Here is a 22487-nt window from a genome sequence, read left to right as displayed (position 1 = left end):
AATAGAAATGTCAACTACATTAAACATTACAAAAGAAATAGAGAAAATGGTTCCGCAAGTACAACAGTGGAGAAGATATTTACATGAAAATCCTGAATTGTCGTATAAGGAATACGCTACGTCTGATTATGTCTATAGCCAGTTAATGTCTTTTGGGAATTTAGAGGTTACTAGACCGACAAAGACTAGCGTTTTAGCCATTTTAAAAGGGGATTTACCTGGAAAGTGCTTGGCTTTAAGAGCGGATATGGATGCTTTACCTATACAGGAAGAAACGAATTTACCATTTGCATCTAAAGTACCGAATGTGATGCACGCCTGTGGTCATGATGGGCATACGTCAATGCTACTAGGTGCGGCGAAAATTTTATCTGAGTTGAAACATGTTCTGCAAGGGGAAATTCGCTTTATTTTTCAGCATGCAGAGGAAGTATTTCCAGGTGGAGCCAAAGAAATGGTAGCAGCTGGGGTTATTGAAGGTGTCGATCAAATCGTAGGATTACATTTATTCTCCATGCTTCCTACAGGGAAAATAGGTATTTGTTCAGGTCCTATTACAGCAAATTCTGATACGTTCGATCTCGAAATCGTTGGAAAGGGTGGACATTCTTCTCAACCGCAGGACTCTATTAATCCTATTTTAATTGGGTCACAAATTACTAATCTATTACATCAAATTGTACCACAAAAGGTTGACGCGAAAGAGCGTGCGGTTATTGCTGTAACAGAGTTCAGTGCGGGGAGTGCTAAAAATATTATCCCTGAACGATCGTTTTTAGGCGGAAGTGTAAGAACATTTTCGCAGGATGTCCGAGAATTGATTGCGAAACAGATTGAAATTCAAGTGAAAAATTTCACTGCAGTACATGGTGCTGATTATAAATTTGAGTACAACTATGGTTATTCTTCAGTCGTAAATGATGAGCAAATGACTTCATTAATTGAAAATATTGTTAGAGAAAATCTTGGGCCGGAATATCTATTACACATTGAGCCAATTATGGGCGGTGAAGATTTCTCGGCATTTTTGACGCAAGTTCCTGGCGTATTCATAGGGATTGGTGCAGCTTTTGAGGATGAATCATTAAATTATCCACATCATCATCCAAAATTTGCAATTGATGAGGATTCTTTAGCAGTAGGCTTGAAAGTTTTAGTGCATACTGCTTTAACAATGAATTCTAAAGGGGGGGAATAAATGCTTCAAGAACCTGTTATTGCAGCAATGATCATACTAGGGTTAGTCGCACTGGGAGAAATTATTTCAGTTATTAGTAATGCTAGAGTACCAATGCTTTTTGTAGCAATGATGGGCTATTTAGTCTTATTATGGCTAGGGATTTTTCCGAAGGATTTACTTGCTAATTCGACATTTTTAACAGTAGGAGCAGTATTAGGCACAGCACCAATCTTAGTTCACATGGGAACATTAATACCGTTAAAAATGATTCGCTCGCAATGGAGGGCTGTCATTATTGCGATACTTGGCATGTCTTTTGCCACACTCTTTATTTTAACCATTGTTACTTCCCTTTTTGACTATAAAACAGCTGTTGCTGGAACTGGTCCTTTAAATGGCGGAATTATTGCTGTTTTAATTACTTCAGAAGGATTAAAAGAGTTAGGGTTTGTCAGCTTACTAACAATCCCTGCGCTAATAATGGCTTTACAATCATTTATAGGTATTCCTGTAGCAAATCTTTTGTTACGGAAACATGCTGTGAAAATTCGTGAAAAAATCCATAGTGGCTCTTTTGTTGCATCCAATAATGCCAGTTTTGAAGAGGAAGATGATCAATTAATCATTCCTAAAAAATACAGAACGCCCTTAGTATTATTGTTTATGCTGTTTATTGGAGGTGCGATTGCGGTTGCTTTAGCCAAAGTGACAGGTATTCCTTATAGCTTGTGGGCTTTAGCAATAGGGGTTATTGGTCGCTTAGTGAAATTCTACCCTGAGCGAGTAATGGAGAAATCAAATAGTTTCACAGTCGGAATGGCGGGGATTATTTTCATCGTTATAGGAATGATGAATGATATTACGTTTAATATGTTTATCGATCAATTGCCTGCGGTTGCGACAATTCTTGTTGTAGGAGTACTAGGTATTCTTTTAGGTGGTTTTATAGGGTCGAAACTATTTAAATTGGATCATTATTTAGCGATTCCAGTAGCATTAACATCTACATTTGGCTTCCCAGGCGATTACATTGTCTGTGAGGAAGTAAGTAGAAGTATTGGAAAAACGGATGATGAACAGAAAAAAATCTTCAATGAAATTTTAACACCAATGCTCGTAGGAGGATTTACGACTGTAACATTGGGAAGCGTTATTATTGCAAGTATTTTAATCAAAACAATATAAAACAGAGGGTGGGGAAATATTTGTTAGATAATCCTGTTTTAATCTCAGTTATTGTTTTGTCTATTTTAAGTTTATGTGGGGTTCATGTTTTATTTGCATTAATAATCGCAGCAATCGTAGCAGGGCTTGTAGCGGATCTATCGTTAACTGAAACAGTTTCTATATTTATAGGTGGCATGGGAGGGCAGTCAGAAACTGCTTTGAGTTATCTATTGTTAGGAATATTTGCCGCTCTAATTGCACAGTCAGGTTTGGCTAATATTCTCATTCAAAAACTTCTTTCATTGGAAAAGCCAAATCGATATATTTTAATCTTCTCTTTGGTAATTATTGCGTGTTTATCAGGTACGCTTATCCCGGTACATATTGCTTTCATTCCAATATTGGTACCGCCACTATTATTTTTCTTTAATAAATTGAAAATAGATCGTCGTGCCTTAGCATCTGCCTTAACATTTGGTTTGAAAATGCCCTACCTATGGATTCCAATCGGATATGGATTAATATTCCAAGGTATTATCGCACAAGAGATGACAGCAAATGGTATGGCGATGGTACAGAGTCAAATTCCAAAAGCTATGGCAATTCCGGCAATTGGAATGTTTGTGGGCTTAGCCATTGCAGTATTTATTTCTTATAAAAAGCCTAGAGAATATCAACAACTTGAAGATGATCTCCATGATTACGAGAATCCGAAGACAGAAAATATAGAGGCAAAATTGGATCGCAAAGGTTGGATAGCGCTCATAGCAATATTTGCAGCGCTTGTTATCCAATTATCTTTAAGTTCGCTTGTCTTAGGCGCATTATCAGGGATTATTATTATGTTTGTTGGTCGAGTTGTCTTCCTTAAAGACAGTGAAGAAGTTGTACAGAATGGTGTGAAGCTGATGGGGGCTATCGCATTTATTATGCTAATTGCATCGGGCTATGCAACGATTTTAAAAGAAACTAATGCAATTACAGAGCTAGTAGAAGCAATGACGGGTATGACAGGACAAAGTAAGCTGATTACCGCCACTTTATTATTGTTTATCGGTTTACTGGTCACAATGGGGATTGGTACATCATTTGGGACGATACCGATTTTAGCTGTTGTGTTTGTGCCGTTATGTGCGGCAGTTGGATTTAGTCCGTTCGCCACAGCTGCGCTTATTGGAACTGCGGGTGCTCTAGGCGATGCTGGCTCTCCTGCTTCAGATAGTACGTTAGGCCCTACATCTGGTTTGAATGCGGATGGACAACACAGCCATATTTGGGATACATGTGTACCAACATTTATTCATTATAATATTCCTTTATTTATATTTGGTATTGTAGCAGCAATGGTTTTGTAGAAATCGAACAAATAGGGGTGAAATTTTTAAATGGAAGTCATTCAGTTGGATGGTTATACATTAACTAGAGCACAAATTGATAGAATTGCTAAAGGTCATGCACAGGTTTCACTAGCACCGAATGCGTTAGATCGAGTAAGAGAGAGTCGCTCTCGGATTGAAACAAGATTAGCGGAGGGCCAAGCTATATATGGGGTGAATACGGGCTTCGGTAAACTAAGTGATGTGCAAATTGCTGAACAAGATAATGAACTATTGCAACTTAATTTGCTACGCTCTGATGCAGTTGGAGTGGGCACACCATTAGAAACATCAATTGTACGCACGATGATGGTTTTACGAGCTAATGCTTTAGTAAAAGGTTATTCGGGCATTCGCGAAGAGACACTTCAATTATTAGTTGAGTTCATCAACAAAAATGTACATCCTCTTGTGCCATCGCAAGGTTCTGTTGGTGCTAGCGGTGATTTAGCACCCTTGGCACATATTGCATTAGTACTTGTCGGAGAAGGTAAGGCAGAGTATCAAGGAGAGGTCATATCAGGACAGCAAGCATTAGCTCGTGCAGGACTCACAGCAGTTCGATTACAAGCTAAAGAGGGTCTTGCATTAATTAATGGAACACAAGCTATGACAGGTATTGGGATTATTACAATTAATGAGGTCGAACGTCTTGGATATGTGGCAGATATGGCAGCATGTCTGACGATGGAGGCATTAAAAGGAATTATTTCAGCCTTTGATGAAGATTTATTAGCAGTACGACCTCATGCTGAAATAGCATCTGTAGGTGAACGTATACGAAAGTGGTTAGAAGGAAGCGAGCGTATAACAACACAAGGAGAAACACATATGCAAGATGCCTATTCGTTGCGCTGTGTGCCACAAGTTCACGGAGCTTCTTGGCAATGTTTTAATTATGTAGAACAGTGCTTGCAAACAGAGACTAATGCCACAACAGATAACCCGATAGTTTTAGAAAATGGTGAGGTATTATCAGGAGGGCATTTTCATGGACAACCAATTGCACTTGCTATGGATTTCTTAAAGGTCGGTGTAGCAGAATGGGCGAATATTTCAGAACGGAGAACGGAACGCCTAGTGAATCCGCAATTAAGTGGATTATCACCATTTCTAGCAACAGATCCAGGTCTTGAATGTGGATTAATGGTTGTTCAATACGTCGCAGCTTCGCTCGTTTCTGAAAATAAGGTCCTTGCCCATCCATCAAGTGTGGATTCTATTCCGACTTCAGGTAATCAAGAGGATCATGTGAGCATGGGAACAACTGCGGCGAGACAAGCACGACAAATTGTGCATAATAGTGCACGAGTGCTTGCCATTGAGTTAATTGCTGCTTCTCAAGCGATTTTTTTAGAAAAAGCTGAGCAACACTTAGCCCAAACAACACGTGAATTTTTAGAAATAGTACGTTCATTCTGTCCGCCATTAGAAGGTGATAAGGCTATTGGTGAAGAGATCGAAACACTTGCTAATTATTTATTAAGTAGTAACGATATTTTAAGTGTTAAATAAAACAAGACAAAAGAGAAAAAGTATGCTTGAAGGTGTCTTCTAGCATACTTTTTTGCTACCTAGAAAATAGTCTGGAAGCTTGTTATTCTCGCAAATGGAAGTATAGTCAAAGCCTCATAATATAGGCTCATCACCAAAAGTTGTGGATGACATTTGGTAAAAAGTATGCCATTTATCTTCAATCAGTAGAAAACTCCCACCTCTGAAGGTGGAGAGATGAATGCGGATGTGGTTCCCTTTTGAAAAGGTGTCCAAACACCTACTGAATGAAAATCCGGACGCATTGTTTATCTGTGCGAAAGTGAAGCGACAGCAACAATTACGCCAAGGCGAAATTAATATAGATTGATTGGAGTGGAGACTGGGCGACTCCTTGGGGATCAGCGTCACAGATGAGACCCTGGAGCGAGCAACGCGAGTGAAGCGGCTCATCGGACGCCCCCAGGAAAGCGCCCAGTTGGAACGGAAATCAACTACACGTTATGGAACTGAGCCATTATATAGGAAAATCGTTTTCATAATTCCTTTCGTTTGCTTGCTGCTGGTATTCCTAACTCTTCTCGATATTTGCTAATGGTACGACGGGCCAAATGGATTTGAAAGGAGCTAGCTAGTGTTTCAGCAATCTTTTGATCGGATAAAGGCTTTTGTTTATTTTCAAAGATGATTAGGTTTTTAATCATTTCTAAAATTGAAGTTTGGGAATGCTCTGTTTGAGTGTTTTCAATTTTAGAAGAAAATAAATCCTTCCATAAATATGTTCCAACAGGTGTCAGTATTGTTTTATTCCGAATTGCTCGACTTACTGTTGATTCGTGCATCTCGATTTGGGTTGCGACATCCCTTAAAGATAAAGGTTTTAAATAAGATAACCCGTGGTAAAAAAATTGTTGCTGATGCTGTAAGACAACTGACATGATACGAATAATTGTTTGACGGCGTCGATGTAAGCTATGTACGAGCCATTCATAATGCTTATATTGTTGTTTTACATATATTTGTTCAACTTTAGGTAGTAAAGATGCGATATTTTTATAGCTATCCTGAAGTTGAATAGATGGCAGTGAGCGATCATTTAAGCTGAATTGTAATGCGCCATCTTCGATAACAACGACAATATCTGGTGTAACATACTCGATGTCATCTACTGAGCTCAAAGTGCAAGGTATTGGTGTTAGTTGCTGAAGCTGATTAATTAGTGCTAATAACTGTTCTTTAGAAAGTTTAAGAGATTTCATCAATTCAGGAAATTTACGTTCAGCCAGTAGGTACAGTCCTTTTTGAATAAGCCGCTGTAAATCATCATTATTTTCTTCGATTTGTAACAAAAGACATTCTTGCAAATTACGCGCACCAATTCCCGCTGGACCGATTTGTTGTAAAAGCTGAATACCATAATAATGTCGGTCATCTGCAACATTAGAAAGGTATGGTGGGGAATAGCCCTTGTTATCTAGATGTTCAATTAGAAACTGTACAATTTGTAAATCGTCACCTGTAAAAGTGAGTGAAGCTAGTTGTAACAATTCCTCCCGGTAGTTTGGTTTTGCAGTTATTGTATGTAAATCATTCTCTGTCGTTTGAAAGGAAGAATGAGAATTTCTGAAAATACGCTCTTGAAATGATGGTGGTTGAAAGTCGATTAACGGATTCTCTAATTGCTGTTCATACAGAAATTGCTCAAGTTCAAGTGTTGTATATTGTAGTAATTCAATAGATTGCTGTAATTGAGGTGTCATTATCATTTTCTGCTGCTGTTGTTGCTTTAAAATCATGTCCATCATGATCCCTCCATTTATTGCTTTTTATTAGCATAACATAAAAATGAGAATTTTCAGATAATTAATAGATAAATTGTGTTAATACTAAATAGTGTTGATGTAGTTATTTTTCCTGGTTGGATTCATGGCGTTCCCTGCCTCGATTGTTTATAATGAGGAAATGGAAAAAGACTAATGTGAAAGAAGGGATAGCTATGGCACGAGGTGTTTACATTCATATTCCTTTTTGTCATCAAATTTGTAACTATTGTGATTTCAATAAATTTTATTTTAAAAATCAACCAGTTGATGAATATATAGAAATGCTTGGCAAGGAGATGGAGCTTGCTACAAAAAAATATCCTGAGAGTTTTAAACAAATCGAAACGATATTTCTTGGCGGCGGTACACCAACAGCATTATCGCCTCAACAATTAGAGAAACTACTTGAGCTTATTCGTACGTATATTCCGATGGATAGTGTGACAGAATTTACAACAGAGGCTAATCCGGACGAGCTGTCAGAAGCAAAATTACAGGCATTGTTTGATGGGGGAATAAATCGCTTAAGCATGGGTGTACAATCCTTTGATCAAGAGTTGTTAAAGAAAATTGGTCGTACACATAGCAACAATCACGTCTATGAAACAATTGCTTTGGCGAAAAAGATAGGTTTCAGAAATATTAGTCTAGATTTAATGTATGGTTTGCCGGGGCAGACGATGGCACAATGGAAGGATTCCTTAGAAAAAGCGTTAGCGCTTGATTTACCACATTTTTCAGCGTATTCACTAATAGTGGAGCCAAAAACGATTTTTTATAATCAATACACAAAAGGTAAGCTACATTTACCAACTGAAGATCTTGAAGCGGATATGTACGATGTGCTGATGAACCAGATGGAGGTACATGGACTTCAACAATACGAAATTAGTAACTTTGCACAAGCTGGTTTCAGCTCTAGTCATAACAAAATATACTGGGAAAACGATGAATATGCAGGCTTTGGTGCTGGTGCTCATGGATATTTAGCTGGAGTGCGTTATTCAAATCATGGACCATTGAAAAAGTATATGGAGTCAGTGAATGCAGGGGAATTACCAATTGTGTATGAACATGTTGTAACAGAGAATGAGAAACGAGAAGAACAAATGTTTTTAGGTCTGCGTAAAACGGAAGGAATTACACACAGTATATATGAAGGGAAATTTAATGAATCGATGCATGCGCATTACCGACATGTCATTGAAAAATTAGTTTTAGAAGATCTTTTAGAACATGATCCTATAGGAATTCGTCTTACGCGAAAAGGTCGTTTTGTAGGTAATGAAGTATTTCAACAATTTTTACTAGAAGATTGAGCGATATCGTTGACATAAAATGTGGGATTTGATAACTTATTAATAGTATTAGCACTCCTCTTGGTTGAGTGCTAACAGAGGTGATAATCATGATAACAAATCGGCAATTACAAATATTGCAAGCTATTGTAGATGACTTTATTATGTTTGCACAGCCGGTAGGTTCTCGCCAAATCTCCAAAAAGCAAGAGATTACATTTAGTCCAGCCACAATTCGAAATGAAATGGCGGATTTAGAGGAATTAGGCTTCTTAGAAAAAACGCACACTTCCTCTGGTCGAGTGCCTTCGGAAAAGGGGTATAGATTTTATGTAGATCATTTGTTGAACCCACAAGGCATTAATTCAAGGGACATTCAGCAAATTCAATCCATTTTCAACGATCGTTTAGTAGAAGTAGAGCATATTATCCGAAAGTCAGCCAATATTTTATCAGAGCTGACATCGTACACATCGATTCTTTTAGGACCTGATGTTCAAAGACATCGTATTAAACGATTTTCAATTGTGCCACTCTCTAGCGATACAGCAGTAGCGATTATCGTAACGAATAACGGCCATGTTGAAAATCGCATGTTTAGTTTACCTCCTAATTTTATCGCTTCTGATTTAGAGAAAATGGTTAATATCTTAAATGATCGCCTAGTTGGTGTGTCATTAGAAGATATTCATAAAAAAATCGAAGCTGAAGTGCTAGCAGTATTACAGCAGCATGTTCGATCGGCGGATGATTTTATTCACGCTCTCGTGACAGCGACGATGCATAATTCGGAAAGTAAAATTTTCTATGGTGGAAAAACAAATATGTTTAACCAACCGGAATTCCACGATTTAAATAAAGTCCGTATGATTTTGGACTTAATGGAAACGACTAGCCAAGTGCAATCGCTCTTCCATCCCAATGAATCGGGCATTCATATTCGTATTGGCTCGGAAAATAAACAGCTGGAAATGGAAAACTGTAGTGTCATTACGACCACTTATTCTATTGGTGAAGATCAGCAAGGAGCTATAGCAATTATTGGTCCAACACGTATGGATTATAAGCGTGTAGTTGCTTTACTAGACGTAATGCGCATGGATTTAACACAGGCCTTTACGAAGAATCGTAGTGATTGATAATGAGGAGGATTCAAGTGACGGAAACAACTGAAAACAAAGACCTTGTACAAGAAGAAAAAAATGTACAAGCTGAAAATGCATCAGTAGAAAAAACAGAAGCTAAAGAAGAAGTAAAAGGACAAGAAGTTGAATTAACAATCGAAGAACAGTACGAAGCAAAGCTAGCTGAGTTACAAGCAAAGCTTGACGACGAGGAAAGTCGTCATCTACGCTTACGAGCTGATGTCGACAATATACGTCGTCGCAATCAACTTGATCGTGAGGCAGCTGAAAAGTACCGCGCTCAGAGCTTACTATCAGATTTACTGCCTGTAATCGATAATTTTGAGCGTGCCTTACAAGTTGAGTCGACTTCAGAAGAAGCTGCTTCAATCGTAAAAGGTATTGAAATGGTGTACCGTTCTCTGTTAGAAGCGACTGAGAAGGAAGGCTTACAGATTATTAAAGCTGAGGGTGAGCAATTTGATCCAAATGTTCACCAAGCTGTCATGCAAGAGCAGGATAGTGAAAAAGAGACGGGTGTTGTCTTACGCGAGCTTCAAAAAGGCTATCTGTTAAAGGATCGTGTATTACGCCCAACAATGGTATCAGTGAACGAATAGTTATAGTACTATTTAGTCAATTACATTTAGTTATGAAACGCATCCTTAGCGTTTAAATAATAGGAGGAAATTTTAATGAGCAAAATTATCGGTATTGACTTAGGAACAACAAACTCTTGTGTTTCTGTACTTGAAGGTGGAGAACCAAAAGTAATTCCAAACCCAGAAGGAAACCGTACAACACCATCTGTTGTCGCATTTAAAAATGGCGAACGTCAAGTTGGTGAAGTAGCAAAACGTCAATCAGTAACAAACCCTAACACAATTATTTCTATTAAGTCTAAAATGGGTACATCTGAAAAGGTGAAAGTTGAAGATAAAGACTACACTCCACAAGAAGTTTCTGCAATGATTCTTCAATACTTAAAAGGCTATGCTGAAGATTACTTAGGAGAAAAAGTAACAAAAGCAGTTATTACAGTACCTGCTTACTTCAACGACGCGCAACGTCAAGCTACAAAAGATGCTGGTAAAATCGCTGGTCTAGAAGTAGAGCGTATTATCAACGAACCAACAGCTGCTGCACTTGCTTATGGTTTAGATAAACAAGATCAAGATCAAAAAGTATTAGTATTTGACCTTGGTGGTGGTACGTTTGACGTATCTATTCTTGAATTAGGTGACGGTGTATTTGAAGTATTAGCAACAGCTGGTGATAACAAACTAGGTGGAGACGATTTCGACGACGCTATCATCGAGTATCTTGTAGCAGAATTCAAAAAAGAAAACGGCATTGACCTTTCTCAAGATAAAATGGCTATGCAACGTCTAAAAGATGCAGCTGAAAAAGCGAAAAAAGACTTATCAGGTGTAACATCTACTCAAATTTCTTTACCATTCATCACTGCGGGTGAAGCGGGTCCATTACACTTAGAAATTTCTTTAACTCGTGCAAAATTTGACGAAATTACATTACCATTAGTAAACCGTACAGTAGGTCCAGTACGTCAAGCATTATCTGATGCAGGTCTATCAACATCTGAAATTGACCAAGTAATCTTAGTTGGTGGTTCTACTCGTATTCCAGCTGTACAAGAAGCTGTACGTAAAGAAACTGCTAAAGAGCCACACCGTGGTGTAAACCCTGACGAAGTTGTAGCAATGGGTGCTGCTGTTCAAGGTGGCGTATTAACTGGTGATGTAAAAGACGTAGTTCTACTTGACGTAACTCCACTTTCATTAGGTATCGAAACTATGGGTGGTGTATTCACAAAATTAATTGACCGTAACACTACGATCCCAACATCTAAATCACAAGTATTCTCAACTGCAGCTGACAACCAACCAGCAGTAGATATTCACGTACTGCAAGGTGAACGTTCAATGGCAGCAGACAACAAAACACTAGGTCGCTTCCAATTAGCAGATATTCCACCAGCACCACGTGGTGTACCACAAATCGAAGTAACATTCGATATTGATAAAAATGGTATCGTATCGGTTAAAGCGAAAGATCTTGGTACAAACAAAGAACAAACAATTGTTATCCAATCTGATTCTGGTTTATCAGAGGAAGATATTGAACGTATGGTAAAAGATGCTGAAGCAAATGCCGATGCAGATGCTCAACGTAAAGAAGAAGCAGATCTTCGCAACGAAGCTGACCAATTAGTGTTCCAAGTTGACAAAACAATTGCTGACTTAGGCGAACAAATTACAGAAGACGAGAAAAAATCTGTTGAAGATGCTCGTGATGAACTGAAAAAAGCGCTTGAAGTTGGCGAATTAGAAGGCATTAAATCTGCTAAAGAAAAACTAGATGGTGTATTACAGCCACTAGTAATGAAAGTATATGAACAAGCTGCAGCGGCTGCTCAAGCAGCTCAAGGTGGCGAAGCAGGTACTGATGCGGACGCTGGTAAAAAAGACGACGGTATCGTAGACGCTGACTTTGAAGAAGTAAAAGACGATAAATAATAGCATGTAACACAGTTAAGTGAAGAAGCCAAAGACCGCTTGCGGCTTTGGCTTTTCTCTTTATTTTTAGGTATAACCTCGCACATTAAATTGTCTAGTGGCATAGGTTAACTGCGAGAAAAGTGAAAAAACATATGTGCAACATTTTTAATGAATATTTAATAATAAAATAGAGGCAGTTTTTTTAACTGCGTGATACAATAGATTTTATGCAAAAAGAGCGGAGTGTGAATCATGGAGAAACGCGATTATTACGAGGTGCTTGGTTTAACGAAATCGGCTTCAAAAGATGAAATTAAAAAAGCATACCGTAAATTATCAAAGCAATACCATCCTGACCTTAATAAAGAGCCAGGTGCAGATGAAAAATTCAAAGAAATCGCTGAAGCATATGAAGTATTAAGTGATGATCAAAAAAAAGCACGCTATGATCAATTTGGCCACGAGGATCCAAATGCAGGCTTCGGAGGTGGCGGCTTTGGCGGCTTCGAGGATATTTTCAGCTCGTTCTTTGGTGGTGGAGGTCGTCAGCAAGACCCGAATGCACCACGTAAAGGTGATGACCTGCAATATCGTATGAATATTAAGTTTGAGGAAGCGATTTTCGGGAAAGAAACAGAAATCGAAATTCCTAAAGATGAATTATGTGATACTTGCCATGGTTCAGGTGCAAAAACAGGTACTAAACCTGAAACATGTTCAACATGTAAAGGTGCTGGTCAAGTAAATCAAGCAGTGGATACACCATTTGGTCGTATGATGAATCGTCGAACTTGTTCGACATGTCATGGTACAGGTAAAATCATTAAAGAAAAATGTTCAACTTGTCGTGGCGAAGGAAAAGTTCAAAAAAATAAAAAAATCAAAGTAACGATTCCAGCAGGTGTTGATGATGGTCAACAAATTCGTGTGTCTGGTCAAGGTGAACCAGGTATAAACGGAGGACCTGCGGGAGATTTATATATTATGTTCCGCGTTCAAGGACACAAAGAGTTTGAGCGTGATGGCGATGATATTTATTACGATCTGAAACTGACATTCCCACAAGCAGCTCTTGGTGATGAAATTGAAGTTCCGACTGTTCATGGAAAAGTAAAATTACGTATTCCAGCGGGAACACAATCAGGTGCGCAATTCCGTTTAAAAGACAAAGGTGTCAAAAACGTACATGGCTATGGCACAGGGAATCAATATGTAACTGTAAAAGTTGTAACGCCAGAAAAATTAACAGAAAGACAAAAACAATTATTACGTGAATTTGCTGAAATTAGTGGAGATATCCCTGAAGAACAAGGTAGTACACTGTTCGACAAAATTAAGAAAAAATTCCAAGGTGAATAATTAGAGGAGCTGAAGAGCTACGTGAAGTGGTCAGAATTATCCATTCATACAAAAAATGAAGCGGTAGAAGCAATTTCGAATATTTTGCATGAAGCAGGGGCAAGTGGTGTTGTTATTGAGGATTCTGCTGAATTTGCTAAGCCACGTGAAGATCAGTATGGTGAAATTTATGCGCTAAATGAAGCGGATTTTCCCAAAGATGGTGTTATTGTTAAGGCTTACTTATCGGAGTCTAGTTTTTTAAATGAAACAGTCGAAGAAATAAAAGCGGCTATCACAAACCTAACGAACTTCAACATCGATATTGGTGAAAATGTTGTATCGATTGTGGAAGTAAACGAGGAAGACTGGGCAACAGCATGGAAGCAATATTATCATCCTGTAAAAATTTCTGAACGCTTTACAATTGTACCAACATGGGAAGAATATGTACCAGTATCAACGGATGAATTGATTATTGAATTAGATCCTGGTATGGCCTTTGGTACAGGAACACACCCAACAACTGTTATGTGCTTACAAGGGCTTGAGAAGGTTGTAAAAGATGGTGATACAGTTATCGATATCGGAACGGGGTCAGGTGTTCTTTCAATTGGTGCAGCAATGCTTGGAGCTAAGAACGTACATGCACTTGATTTAGATGAAGTAGCTGTACGTTCAGCACAAGAAAATGTTGCGTTAAACAAAGTAGATGATAAAGTATCTGTATTCCATGGGAACCTACTGGATACAGTAAAGGAACCAGCTGATGTCGTTGTAGCTAATATTTTAGCAGAAATTATTATGTCCTTTACTGACGATGCATTTACAATTGTCAAACCGGGTGGATTATATGTCACTTCAGGCATCATCGGCGCGAAACGTGATGATGTAAAAGCAGCACTAGAAGCTTCAGGCTTTGTGATTGAAGAAGTACTACTAATGGAAGATTGGGTAGCTATCATTGCCCGTCGGCCGCAATAAGTTGACTGAGGAAGCGCCAAATCGTGAGCCGAGTGCTTGCGATTTGGCGTTTTCTCTTCTTGCTATAAAGGAGTGTGTAACATGCAGCGTTATTTTATTGAGACGACCATTGAGGAAGCACGTATTAGTGGAGAAGATGCACGACATATTGAACGAGTAATGCGTATGAAAGAGGGCGACAAAATCGTTGTAGTTGCACAAAATATCGCCCATATTTGTACAATCATAGCCTTTGAAGAAGATGAGGTACTTGTCCAATCCACAGGACAGACGCTTCCTTCTCCAGAGTTGCCTGTTCATGTAACAGTGGCATGTGGTTTGCCAAAGGGCGATAAACTAGAGCTTATTACACAAAAGGCAACAGAGCTTGGAATGTTTGCCCTACTGCCGTTTGAAGCGGAGCGTTCCATCGTTAAATGGGATAAAAAGAAGGGTGCGAAAAAGCAAGAGCGTCTGCAAAAAATTGCAAAAGAAGCGGCTGAGCAATCCCATCGTACACATATCCCAGAAATTTATGAGCCAATCACTTTTAAACAGCTAATAGAACAAATGGGCAATTTCGACGCAGTTTTTATAGCAGATGAAGAGGATGCAAAAGCAGAAAAACGCACAGGATTTGCGGAGAAGCTAAAAAACGTGTATGACAAGAAGTCGAAATCAATTCTTATCATCTTTGGTCCAGAAGGTGGCATTGCTAGAAAAGAAGCCGATGCCCTTCTTCAAGCTGGTGCCCAAACGATGTCTTTAGGCCCCCGAATTTTACGAGCAGAAACAGCGCCACTTTATGCGCTGTCTGCCATATCTTATGAATTTGAATGAAATAGGTGTTTAGCCTTGTCAAAAGAGGTCTTTCATACACCTAGCCGCTTAATGACTGTTAATATTAAATCCTATCAAAAAAGCCGATTCAAAAAATTTTGAATCGGCTTTACTACATGCTCATCCCCATAACGTGCCCTGATATGACAGGCCAACTGTGAAAATATGTTATTCTAATCTTCCTTTTATATAATTCAGGTTGAGGAAAACAGAATAATTAAATTTTGGACGGGGAAGCAAATGAATAAATTAATTTTCTCATTAACTTTTTTGTAATTGCTGCTATGATCTATTGTGCTACTTAAAATAGCAACAGGTTTAAATACTATTTCATTTCCTGAATTATTTAATATTCATTTACTTGAAATAGGTAAAATACCAATTACAATTTCAAGATTAGCTTTTAGTATTGTGGCCGGATTCGGCATTTTACACTTACGGGAAAATAAATAAAAACGTTAATTGGGAAAAGATAAGCGAGTAATTCAGTTATCTAATCATCCCAGCATTCAAGCAAGAATCAAGTATTGGAAAGCTTTAAAAAATAAAACACAAGTAAAAAGAGTACCTGGCATTTTGTATTCATTTTTATCTCTCGCTCAGCTCAAAAATCCCATTTTTTAATATCAGTAAAAAAACTAGTATACACGTCTATTCATAGATTTAATTGCTACATATTCTATATGGAGAGCTCTCAAATACTACAAAATGAAACGAGGGAAATTTTTTGAGTAATCAATTAGATCCAATCCAATCTTGTCCAGTAACATCAACAGAACAAATACCATTAACTACTGCTACTACTCCACTAGCCGCTACACCGCTTGTGACGCCAACTATTAAAGTTCCAGTTGTACTTGCAGAACCAACACTTCAAATAGCTGTGGAAGCAGATATTACTCTTACTCCTGCAGCAACTGAAATCAAAAGAGTGAAAAAACATGTATTCCTAAATCAAGTGAAATTAGTACCAGTTGCTTTTACACGTATTGCCGGCACTGACTTTTTCATGGTAACAAGGGCTAAATTATTTGTAGCAGGACATATTCGCAAAAATATAGAATATGCTTCAGCAGAATGTAACGGGGCGCTCCAAGATAGAATTGGTTCCGTTTTNGAATTGCCGATGTTCCGTTTTCTGGTTTTACAGACCTTACTTTCCCACAAACAATAGGAGGTCCTTTCCCAATCTTAGGAATTTCTGAGTTTGCCGAAGCGAATTTCCTTAATGAAACTACGCAAATGGATGCTCGATTGGATAAGGCGTTCTTCCAAAATCTCGTTAAATACAATGAACAACCATTTGGCGAATTAGTAGCTGCAAACTTCTTTGAACTTGATTTTTCACCAGTTATGGCAGATCCAGAAGGCACTTTCGACACATTACGTGAAAAAATCGTACTAGAGCTTACTGTAAAAGTACTGCAAGTTCAACAAATCCGTCTTGGAACAGGCACTAATGTAATAACTCCTAATCTTACAGGACTTACTCCTCCAGTTAGTCCAACTGTAACTCCTCCTGTTATTCATCCTACTGAATCTTGTTAATCTCTAATTTTTAGAGGAGGAAATTAGATATAAAAGGACATTTGAGGGTACTGAAAAAATCCAATATTTAAGCTTGCAGTTGAAAGTTCGATTAAATCGAATTTTCAACTGCATTTTTTCTATAATATCGATCGTAAATGCATTAGCAGGTACTTTAAAAATAATCTAGTTAAAGAAAATAATGTAAAGAATGAATTTTAGTTTTTATTAAGCAATCGTCTCTCAAACGCATTAGTATCTCAATTGCTACTGAGATTTTTGAAAGTACTCGGTGACAAAAGTAAAAGTAATGCATAAAATGGATTGTAATTATAAGTGCAACACTTAGATCAAAATAAAAGTAGCTCATAATGATATCGTTTGAATTTTTTAGCAATATTTTCAAAAAAGAGGTATTCATTTTGAGCTATACACATCCATCATATCTTCGAGCAAAATAAAAGCAAAAGTGTTTAGTTGTTATCAGATATTAGAAAAAGAAAAGGAAATCGCTGTTTTTATAACCAATCTATTCATCAAGGTAAGTGGAAGAAATAAAAAATGAAAAACGGGTTACTTCGTGAGTTTTCCCTGAAGAAAACAGATTTTGAACAAGTCTCTCTAGAAGAATTCATAAAATCTTATCACAAAAAATAAATTGACCAAAAAGACTTCTTGGCTGGAAAAATGCGTAAGAATTTTTACGGATTAACTGTTGTACTTTATTTGTCAAAACTTTATTTGGGAGTGAACTAATGAAAACTCCATGGATTAATTATAGTGAGATGAAAGAAATAAGTTCCAAGCAAAAAGTTTTTGTCTATTGTAATAACCTCCTAACTACAGAAAAAGAAGATGAAACTAGCCTTGCAACGCATCTAGATCCCAATCGTGAGTTACTCATTCCTTCTGAAGTTGATGCTGAGGATGAAATGAATAATCTCTCTGATATAGAAGAGGCGGATGAAACCAATTCTGTAGAGGAACAGGAGCTTGCAGCGCATCTAGACTCCGACTGTGGGCTACTTATCCCTTCTGAAATTGATGTTGAGGATGAAAAGAATAATCTCCTTAATATAGAAGAGGCGGATGAAACCAATTCTGTAGAGGAACAGGAACTTGTAGTGCATCTAGACTCCGACTGTGGGCTACTTATCCCATCTGAAATTGATGTTGAGGATGAAAAGAATAATCTCCTTAATATAGAAGAGGGGGATGAAACCAATTCTGTAGAGGAACAGGAACTTGTAGCGCATCTAGACTCCGACTGTGGGCTACTTATCCCTTCTGAAATTGATGTTGAGGATGAAAAGAATAATCTCCTTAATATAGAAGCGGCGGATGAAACCAATTCTGTAGAGGAACAGGAACTTGTAGTGCATCTAGACTCCGACTGTGGGTTACTTATCCCTTCTGAAATTGATGTTGAGGATGAAATGAATGACCCGCATGATATAGACGAGGTAGAAGGAACCAATCTTGTGGAAGAACAGGATTTTGCATCTCAACTAGACTCTAATCGTGAATTTTTAAGTCCTTCTAAATACAACGAGGATGATAAAATTATGAGTCCTATTGATACAGAAGAGTTGGAGAAAACCAATTCTACAGGTCATGAAAGTGCATCTACTGGGTCAGTGCAAGGAACAGTATGTTCTATAACAAAAAAAATACTAATTTCTACTCACGTGGAAATTGATGATTTTCTTCATGCTCCTATATGTGGTGAGATTGTTAAAAATACATTTGATTTTCTTGATCTAGACAATCATCCTACTCCTCAATTTGAAACCAAGTTATTTAATACTACAACAGATTATCCTGAACTGCCTGAATGTCGTTTGGTCCGCTCGAAATTTAATGAAATTGTATTTTTAATGAGAACTAATACTTATGATAAGAATAATCAGAAGAGTTATCCATCTAAATCAATTGGAATTCCCTTACATAACACACGATCAATTAAACAAGGAGAAACGAATAATCACTCTTACAGTTCCGACGACTTTATACACATTAGAGCTCCAGTTGTAGTAGGGGAATATAAAATAGAAATATGCCTTGAAGAGAATATCGTATTTGAAAAAGGAATTGTGGGAGTTAAAGATATCTCGAATGAGGTAGTATTAACCGATTGCAGATTCATTCCTAATCAGTTTTCTCAATCATTAGGTAATGGGACATGTTCAGCACTGAAGGGGAATTTATATATTGAAGGTTATATTCATCAGAGTATTGAATATACTGCATTTCACACTGGGAATGCACTACCTGCACAAAGTGAGTCATTAAATCATCCAAATCAAATGTGTCAAAACATAGTATTAGAATTAATCATTCATCTGCTACAAGCACAGAAAATTCGAGTGCCAAGGATCTAGAGGATACTTGAAATTTATCTCTCTGCTCAAAAATCTCTTTTTTAACTTTTTTTAGCAATTTTTTGTATCAAAAGTGTAGCGACATGTACAGATGTTTTATGTAGCGAAAGCAAAGCGTTAGCTACAAGTGTTTTATATAACGTAAGTGAAACGGCAGTTACAAGTGTTTTATGTAACGTAAGTGAAACGGCAGTTACAAATGTCTTTTATACCGTAAGCATAGCGACAGGACAGAAGTCTCTCACCTCTATAGGTGGTGAGATGAATGCGGGTTTAAGTTACTTTTCAGCGGGTGTACAAACATCCGCTGAAATAGAAGAACTCAGTCTAAGAACGTCACGTCCTGTAGCAATTTATCTGTGCGAAAGCGACAACAACACATGACTGAGTGACCAACATCATGTTGCTGTCGCTACGTTAGCACTGCGCTTTCGCACAAAAAATATCTGCCGCTGACGCTTCGCTTTCGCGCAAAAAAACATCTGTTACTGTCGCTACGTTAGCACTGCGCTTTCGCACAAAAAACATCTGCCGCTGACGCTTCGCTTTCGCGCAAAAAAACACCATGTTGCTGTCGCTACGTTAGCACTGCGCTTTCGCACAAAAAACATCTGCCGCTGACGCTTCGCTTTCGCGCAAAAAAACACCATGTTGCTGTCGCTACGTTAGCACTGCGCTTTCGCACAAAAAACATCTGCCGCTGACGCTTCGCTTTCGCGCAAAAAAACACCATGTTGCTGTCGCTACGTTAGCACTGCGCTTTCGCACAAAAAACATCTGCCGCTGACGCTTCGCTTTCGCGCAAAAAAACACCATGTTGCTGTCGCTACGTTAGCACTGCGCTTTCGCACAAAAAACATCTGCCGCTGACGCTTCGCTTTCGCGCAAAAAAACACCATGTTGCTGTCGCTACGTTAGCACTGCGCTTTCGCACAAAAAACATCTGCCGCTGACGCTTCGCTTTCGCGCAAAAAAACACCATGTTGCTGTCGCTACGTTAGCACTGCGCTTTCGCACAAAAAACATCTGCCGCTGACGCTTCGCTTTCGCGCAAAAAAACACCATGTTGCTGTCGCTACGTTAGCACTGCGCTTTCGCACAAAAAACATCTGCCGCTGACGCTTCGCTTTCGCGCAAAAAAACACCATGTTGCTGTCGCTACGTTAGCACTGCGCTTTCGCACAAAAAACATCTGCCGCTGACGCTTCGCTTTCGCGCAAAAAAAACATCTGTTGCTGCCGCTGTGTTAGCACTACGCTTTCGCACAAAAAAACATAAAAACTAGTATATACGTCCATGTATAGGTTAAATAGCTACATATTCTAGCGATATGAGAGTTCTCATAAAAAAAATGAAAAGAGGGATTTTTTTGAGTGAACAATTAGATAATCAATTAGATAATAAGGTCAGTCATAAGGAACCTTGTCCAGTAGCATCAACTGAACAAATGCCATTAACTAGTGAGATTACTCCAGTAGTCGCTACACCGGTAACGGCTCCAACTATTAAAGTTCCAGTTGTACTTGCAGAACCAACACTTCAAATAGTTGTGGAGTCAGATATTACTCTTACTCCTGCAGCAACTGAAATCAAAAGAGTGAAAAAAAATGTATTCCTAAATCAAGTGAAACTGGTACCGGTTGCTTTTACACGTATTGATGGCACTGACTTTTTTAAGGTAACAAGAGCAAAATTATTTGTAGCGGGACATATTCGCAAAAATATAGAATATGCTTCATCAGCATGTAATGGGGCACTTAGAGATAGAATTGCTGATGTTCAGTTTTCAGGTTTTACAGACCTTACTTTCCCACAAACACCTGGAGGTCCTACTCCGATTTTAGGAATTTCCGAGTTTGCTGAAGCGAACTTCCTTAATGAAAAAACGCAAATGGATGCTCGATTGGATAAGGCTTTCTTCCAAAATCTCGTTAAATACAATGAACAACCATTTGGCGAATTAGTAGCTGCAAACTTCTTTGAACTTGATTTTTCACCAATTATGGCAGCGCCAGAAGGTACTTTCAGCACATTGCGTGAAAAAATTGTTCTTGAGCTTACAGTAAAAGTATTACAAGTTCAACAAGTCCGCCTTGGAGCAGGCACTAATGTAATAACTCCTAATCTTTTAGGGCTTACTCCTCCTATGAGTTAATAATAACTCTAGTTTTTAGAGGAGTAAAACAAATAAAAAGGCATTTTTGCAAAAAAAATGTAAAATGAAAATACACATGTAATATTTAATGGGCACTGATAAAAATCCTACATTTGAGTAGGCAGTTGAATCTAATTTTTAACTGCCTTTTTGCAATATAATAACTAACGGAATAGATTTCTTACAAGGGGTATTGGGAGGAGCTAGGGGGGAATTGACTCTACATATTTTAATATCCCAAAGGATTTAACTTCCTTCAGCAAGTGTTTTGGTAGCGAAAGCGAAGCGCCAGCTACAAGTGTTTTATGTAACGTGCCGCTACGTTAGCACTGCGCTTTCCCACAAAAAACATCTGCAGGCCTAAGCACAAAGCCGATTCCAGACGCAATTATACCGAGGTATAATTGCTGTGAATGGAGAAAAAATGATAAAATGGGAATTTTTGGTTTTGGTGGAACAACTTATTAACAAGCAGGTACTCAATATTATGGTGCCTGTTTTATTATGCAAAAAAATAAGCCTAGCCAAAAAGCTAGGCTCATTATCTTTATTTGTTATAAGACACGTTGATAATTTAATTTATTGTAGTGTACTCTTGAAAGGATGATATATATTATGAGTAACGAGCGACCAAAAATCGTGAGTTTTCATACTCTAGGTTGTGGGGTAGTATATATAGATATGATTGCGTAGGAATACAGTAATATCAAGGGTTCAACTACTTGGAAAAATCACTTAAAATATGAGGTTTTAAGTGATTTTTTCGTTATATCTATACTGACTGTCAAAGCATTATCGGCTGAGGTATTGCCATATTTGTCAATGAACATAGCTTGTGCATTAATTGAAACGGTATTTAGATTTTCAATTCCTTTTATGCTTTCTAATACATCTATAATATCTGATTCTAAAGAAGAAGAATTATTACTTGATTCGTCTGCAATGAAGCTAATCGTTACATTATTGTCGTTTGAGGTTACATTTACAGCTCTTGATTTACTCATATTGTTCTTTTCGCCTAAAACACTTAATACTGCATTTTCGATACGTTCCTCAATAGGTAGTGAAGTGTCTAATGATTTTTTTGCAGCTCCTTTTTTATCACCTTTGTTATTTGTGTCTATTGATGCAGCGATTATTAAAACGATAACTATTAATGTTATTAAGCCAAAGCAACCTATTCCACATCCTTTTTTCACCTTATACTCCATATGTATCACTCCTTTACATTTATACTAAATGTTTACAAGTTTAAAAGTACATAATAAAAAACAGACAACTGTGTTAGTTATCTGTTTTCTC

Annotated in this window: 18 protein-coding genes and 2 pseudogenes; 17 read left to right on the top strand and 3 right to left on the bottom strand. The window is 37.9% G+C overall.

Annotation, left to right across the window (positions count from 1 at the left end; genetic code table 11):
* The first annotated feature begins 7 nt into the window (after positions 1–7).
* From AN161_RS15710 to AN161_RS31085, 5 genes are all read left to right on the top strand, one after another.
* Positions 8–1198, top strand: coding sequence for an amidohydrolase (locus AN161_RS15710; protein WP_053595280.1), 1191 nt, complete (start codon positions 8–10; stop codon positions 1196–1198).
* Positions 1199–2365, top strand: a complete 1167-nt coding sequence (locus AN161_RS15705) for a hypothetical protein (RefSeq protein WP_053595279.1) — start codon at positions 1199–1201, stop codon at positions 2363–2365. It abuts the gene before it with no gap.
* 20 nt (positions 2366–2385) lie between these two features.
* Positions 2386–3702, top strand: a complete 1317-nt coding sequence (locus tag AN161_RS15700) for a Na+/H+ antiporter family protein (RefSeq protein WP_053595278.1) — start codon at positions 2386–2388, stop codon at positions 3700–3702.
* A 30-nt stretch (positions 3703–3732) separates the two neighbouring features.
* A complete protein-coding gene (gene hutH / locus AN161_RS15695; RefSeq protein ID WP_053595277.1) occupies positions 3733–5238 on the top strand; it encodes a histidine ammonia-lyase in 1506 nt (501 codons plus the stop codon).
* A gap of 220 nt (positions 5239–5458) precedes the next feature.
* Positions 5459–5587, top strand: coding sequence for a hypothetical protein (locus tag AN161_RS31085; protein WP_277815955.1), 129 nt, complete (start codon positions 5459–5461; stop codon positions 5585–5587).
* A gap of 166 nt (positions 5588–5753) precedes the next feature.
* On the opposite strand, the gene rpoN is transcribed toward AN161_RS31085, so the two are convergent.
* Complete coding sequence (gene rpoN, locus AN161_RS15690) at positions 5754–7022, bottom strand: RNA polymerase factor sigma-54 (protein ID WP_082340136.1); 1269 nt, start codon at positions 7020–7022, stop codon at positions 5754–5756.
* A gap of 191 nt (positions 7023–7213) precedes the next feature.
* Between rpoN and hemW the strand changes: the two genes are divergently transcribed.
* From hemW to AN161_RS31080, 11 genes and pseudogenes are all read left to right on the top strand, one after another.
* The gene (gene hemW / locus AN161_RS15685; protein ID WP_053595275.1) at positions 7214–8359 is read left to right on the top strand and encodes a radical SAM family heme chaperone HemW; all 1146 of its coding nucleotides are present in this window, start codon (positions 7214–7216) and stop codon (positions 8357–8359) included.
* A gap of 89 nt (positions 8360–8448) precedes the next feature.
* Positions 8449–9477 carry a heat-inducible transcriptional repressor HrcA gene (hrcA, locus tag AN161_RS15680; RefSeq protein ID WP_053595274.1) on the top strand — a complete coding sequence of 343 codons (1029 nt, stop codon included), beginning with the start codon at positions 8449–8451 and terminating at the stop codon, positions 9475–9477.
* 17 nt (positions 9478–9494) lie between these two features.
* The gene (grpE, locus tag AN161_RS15675; RefSeq protein WP_053595273.1) at positions 9495–10082 is read left to right on the top strand and encodes a nucleotide exchange factor GrpE; all 588 of its coding nucleotides are present in this window, start codon (positions 9495–9497) and stop codon (positions 10080–10082) included.
* Positions 10083–10157: 75 nt separating this feature from the next.
* Positions 10158–11999 (top strand): molecular chaperone DnaK, encoded by a 1842-nt coding sequence (gene dnaK / locus AN161_RS15670; protein ID WP_053595272.1) that lies wholly within the window; start codon positions 10158–10160, stop codon positions 11997–11999.
* A 234-nt stretch (positions 12000–12233) separates the two neighbouring features.
* The gene (dnaJ, locus tag AN161_RS15665) at positions 12234–13340 is read left to right on the top strand and encodes a molecular chaperone DnaJ (protein WP_053595271.1); all 1107 of its coding nucleotides are present in this window, start codon (positions 12234–12236) and stop codon (positions 13338–13340) included.
* Positions 13341–13361: 21 nt separating this feature from the next.
* Positions 13362–14303 (top strand): 50S ribosomal protein L11 methyltransferase, encoded by a 942-nt coding sequence (gene prmA, locus AN161_RS15660; protein WP_053595270.1) that lies wholly within the window; start codon positions 13362–13364, stop codon positions 14301–14303.
* Positions 14304–14384: 81 nt separating this feature from the next.
* Positions 14385–15122 (top strand): 16S rRNA (uracil(1498)-N(3))-methyltransferase, encoded by a 738-nt coding sequence (locus tag AN161_RS15655; protein WP_053595269.1) that lies wholly within the window; start codon positions 14385–14387, stop codon positions 15120–15122.
* Positions 15123–15849: 727 nt separating this feature from the next.
* Positions 15850–16238 (top strand): annotated as a pseudogene (locus AN161_RS30635) (Uracil permease); the annotation flags it as partial.
* A 1-nt stretch (position 16239) separates the two neighbouring features.
* A pseudogene (locus AN161_RS30630) lies at positions 16240–16670 on the top strand (Uracil permease); the annotation flags it as partial.
* A 734-nt stretch (positions 16671–17404) separates the two neighbouring features.
* The gene (locus tag AN161_RS15645; protein ID WP_053595268.1) at positions 17405–19030 is read left to right on the top strand and encodes a BC_2427 family protein; all 1626 of its coding nucleotides are present in this window, start codon (positions 17405–17407) and stop codon (positions 19028–19030) included.
* A 261-nt stretch (positions 19031–19291) separates the two neighbouring features.
* The gene (locus tag AN161_RS31080; protein ID WP_277815954.1) at positions 19292–19414 is read left to right on the top strand and encodes a hypothetical protein; all 123 of its coding nucleotides are present in this window, start codon (positions 19292–19294) and stop codon (positions 19412–19414) included.
* Between the two features lie 33 nt (positions 19415–19447).
* On the opposite strand, the gene AN161_RS29740 is transcribed toward AN161_RS31080, so the two are convergent.
* Positions 19448–19597 (bottom strand): hypothetical protein, encoded by a 150-nt coding sequence (locus AN161_RS29740; protein WP_158003039.1) that lies wholly within the window; start codon positions 19595–19597, stop codon positions 19448–19450.
* An 802-nt stretch (positions 19598–20399) separates the two neighbouring features.
* Between AN161_RS29740 and AN161_RS15640 the strand changes: the two genes are divergently transcribed.
* On the top strand, positions 20400–21185 hold the full coding sequence (locus AN161_RS15640) for a CsxC family protein (RefSeq protein ID WP_198926891.1): 786 nt from the start codon (positions 20400–20402) through the stop codon (positions 21183–21185).
* A gap of 731 nt (positions 21186–21916) precedes the next feature.
* Here AN161_RS15640 and AN161_RS15630 read toward each other — a convergent pair.
* Positions 21917–22396, bottom strand: a complete 480-nt coding sequence (locus AN161_RS15630; RefSeq protein WP_053595266.1) for a hypothetical protein — start codon at positions 22394–22396, stop codon at positions 21917–21919.
* Positions 22397–22487 lie beyond the last annotated feature (91 nt).

This window comes from Lysinibacillus sp. FJAT-14222, assembly GCF_001278875.1.
Classification (GTDB): Bacteria; Bacillota; Bacilli; order Bacillales_A; family Planococcaceae; genus Lysinibacillus; species Lysinibacillus agricola.
Note: the sequence above shows the minus strand (reverse complement) of the source record. Positions and strands in the feature narration are given on the sequence as shown.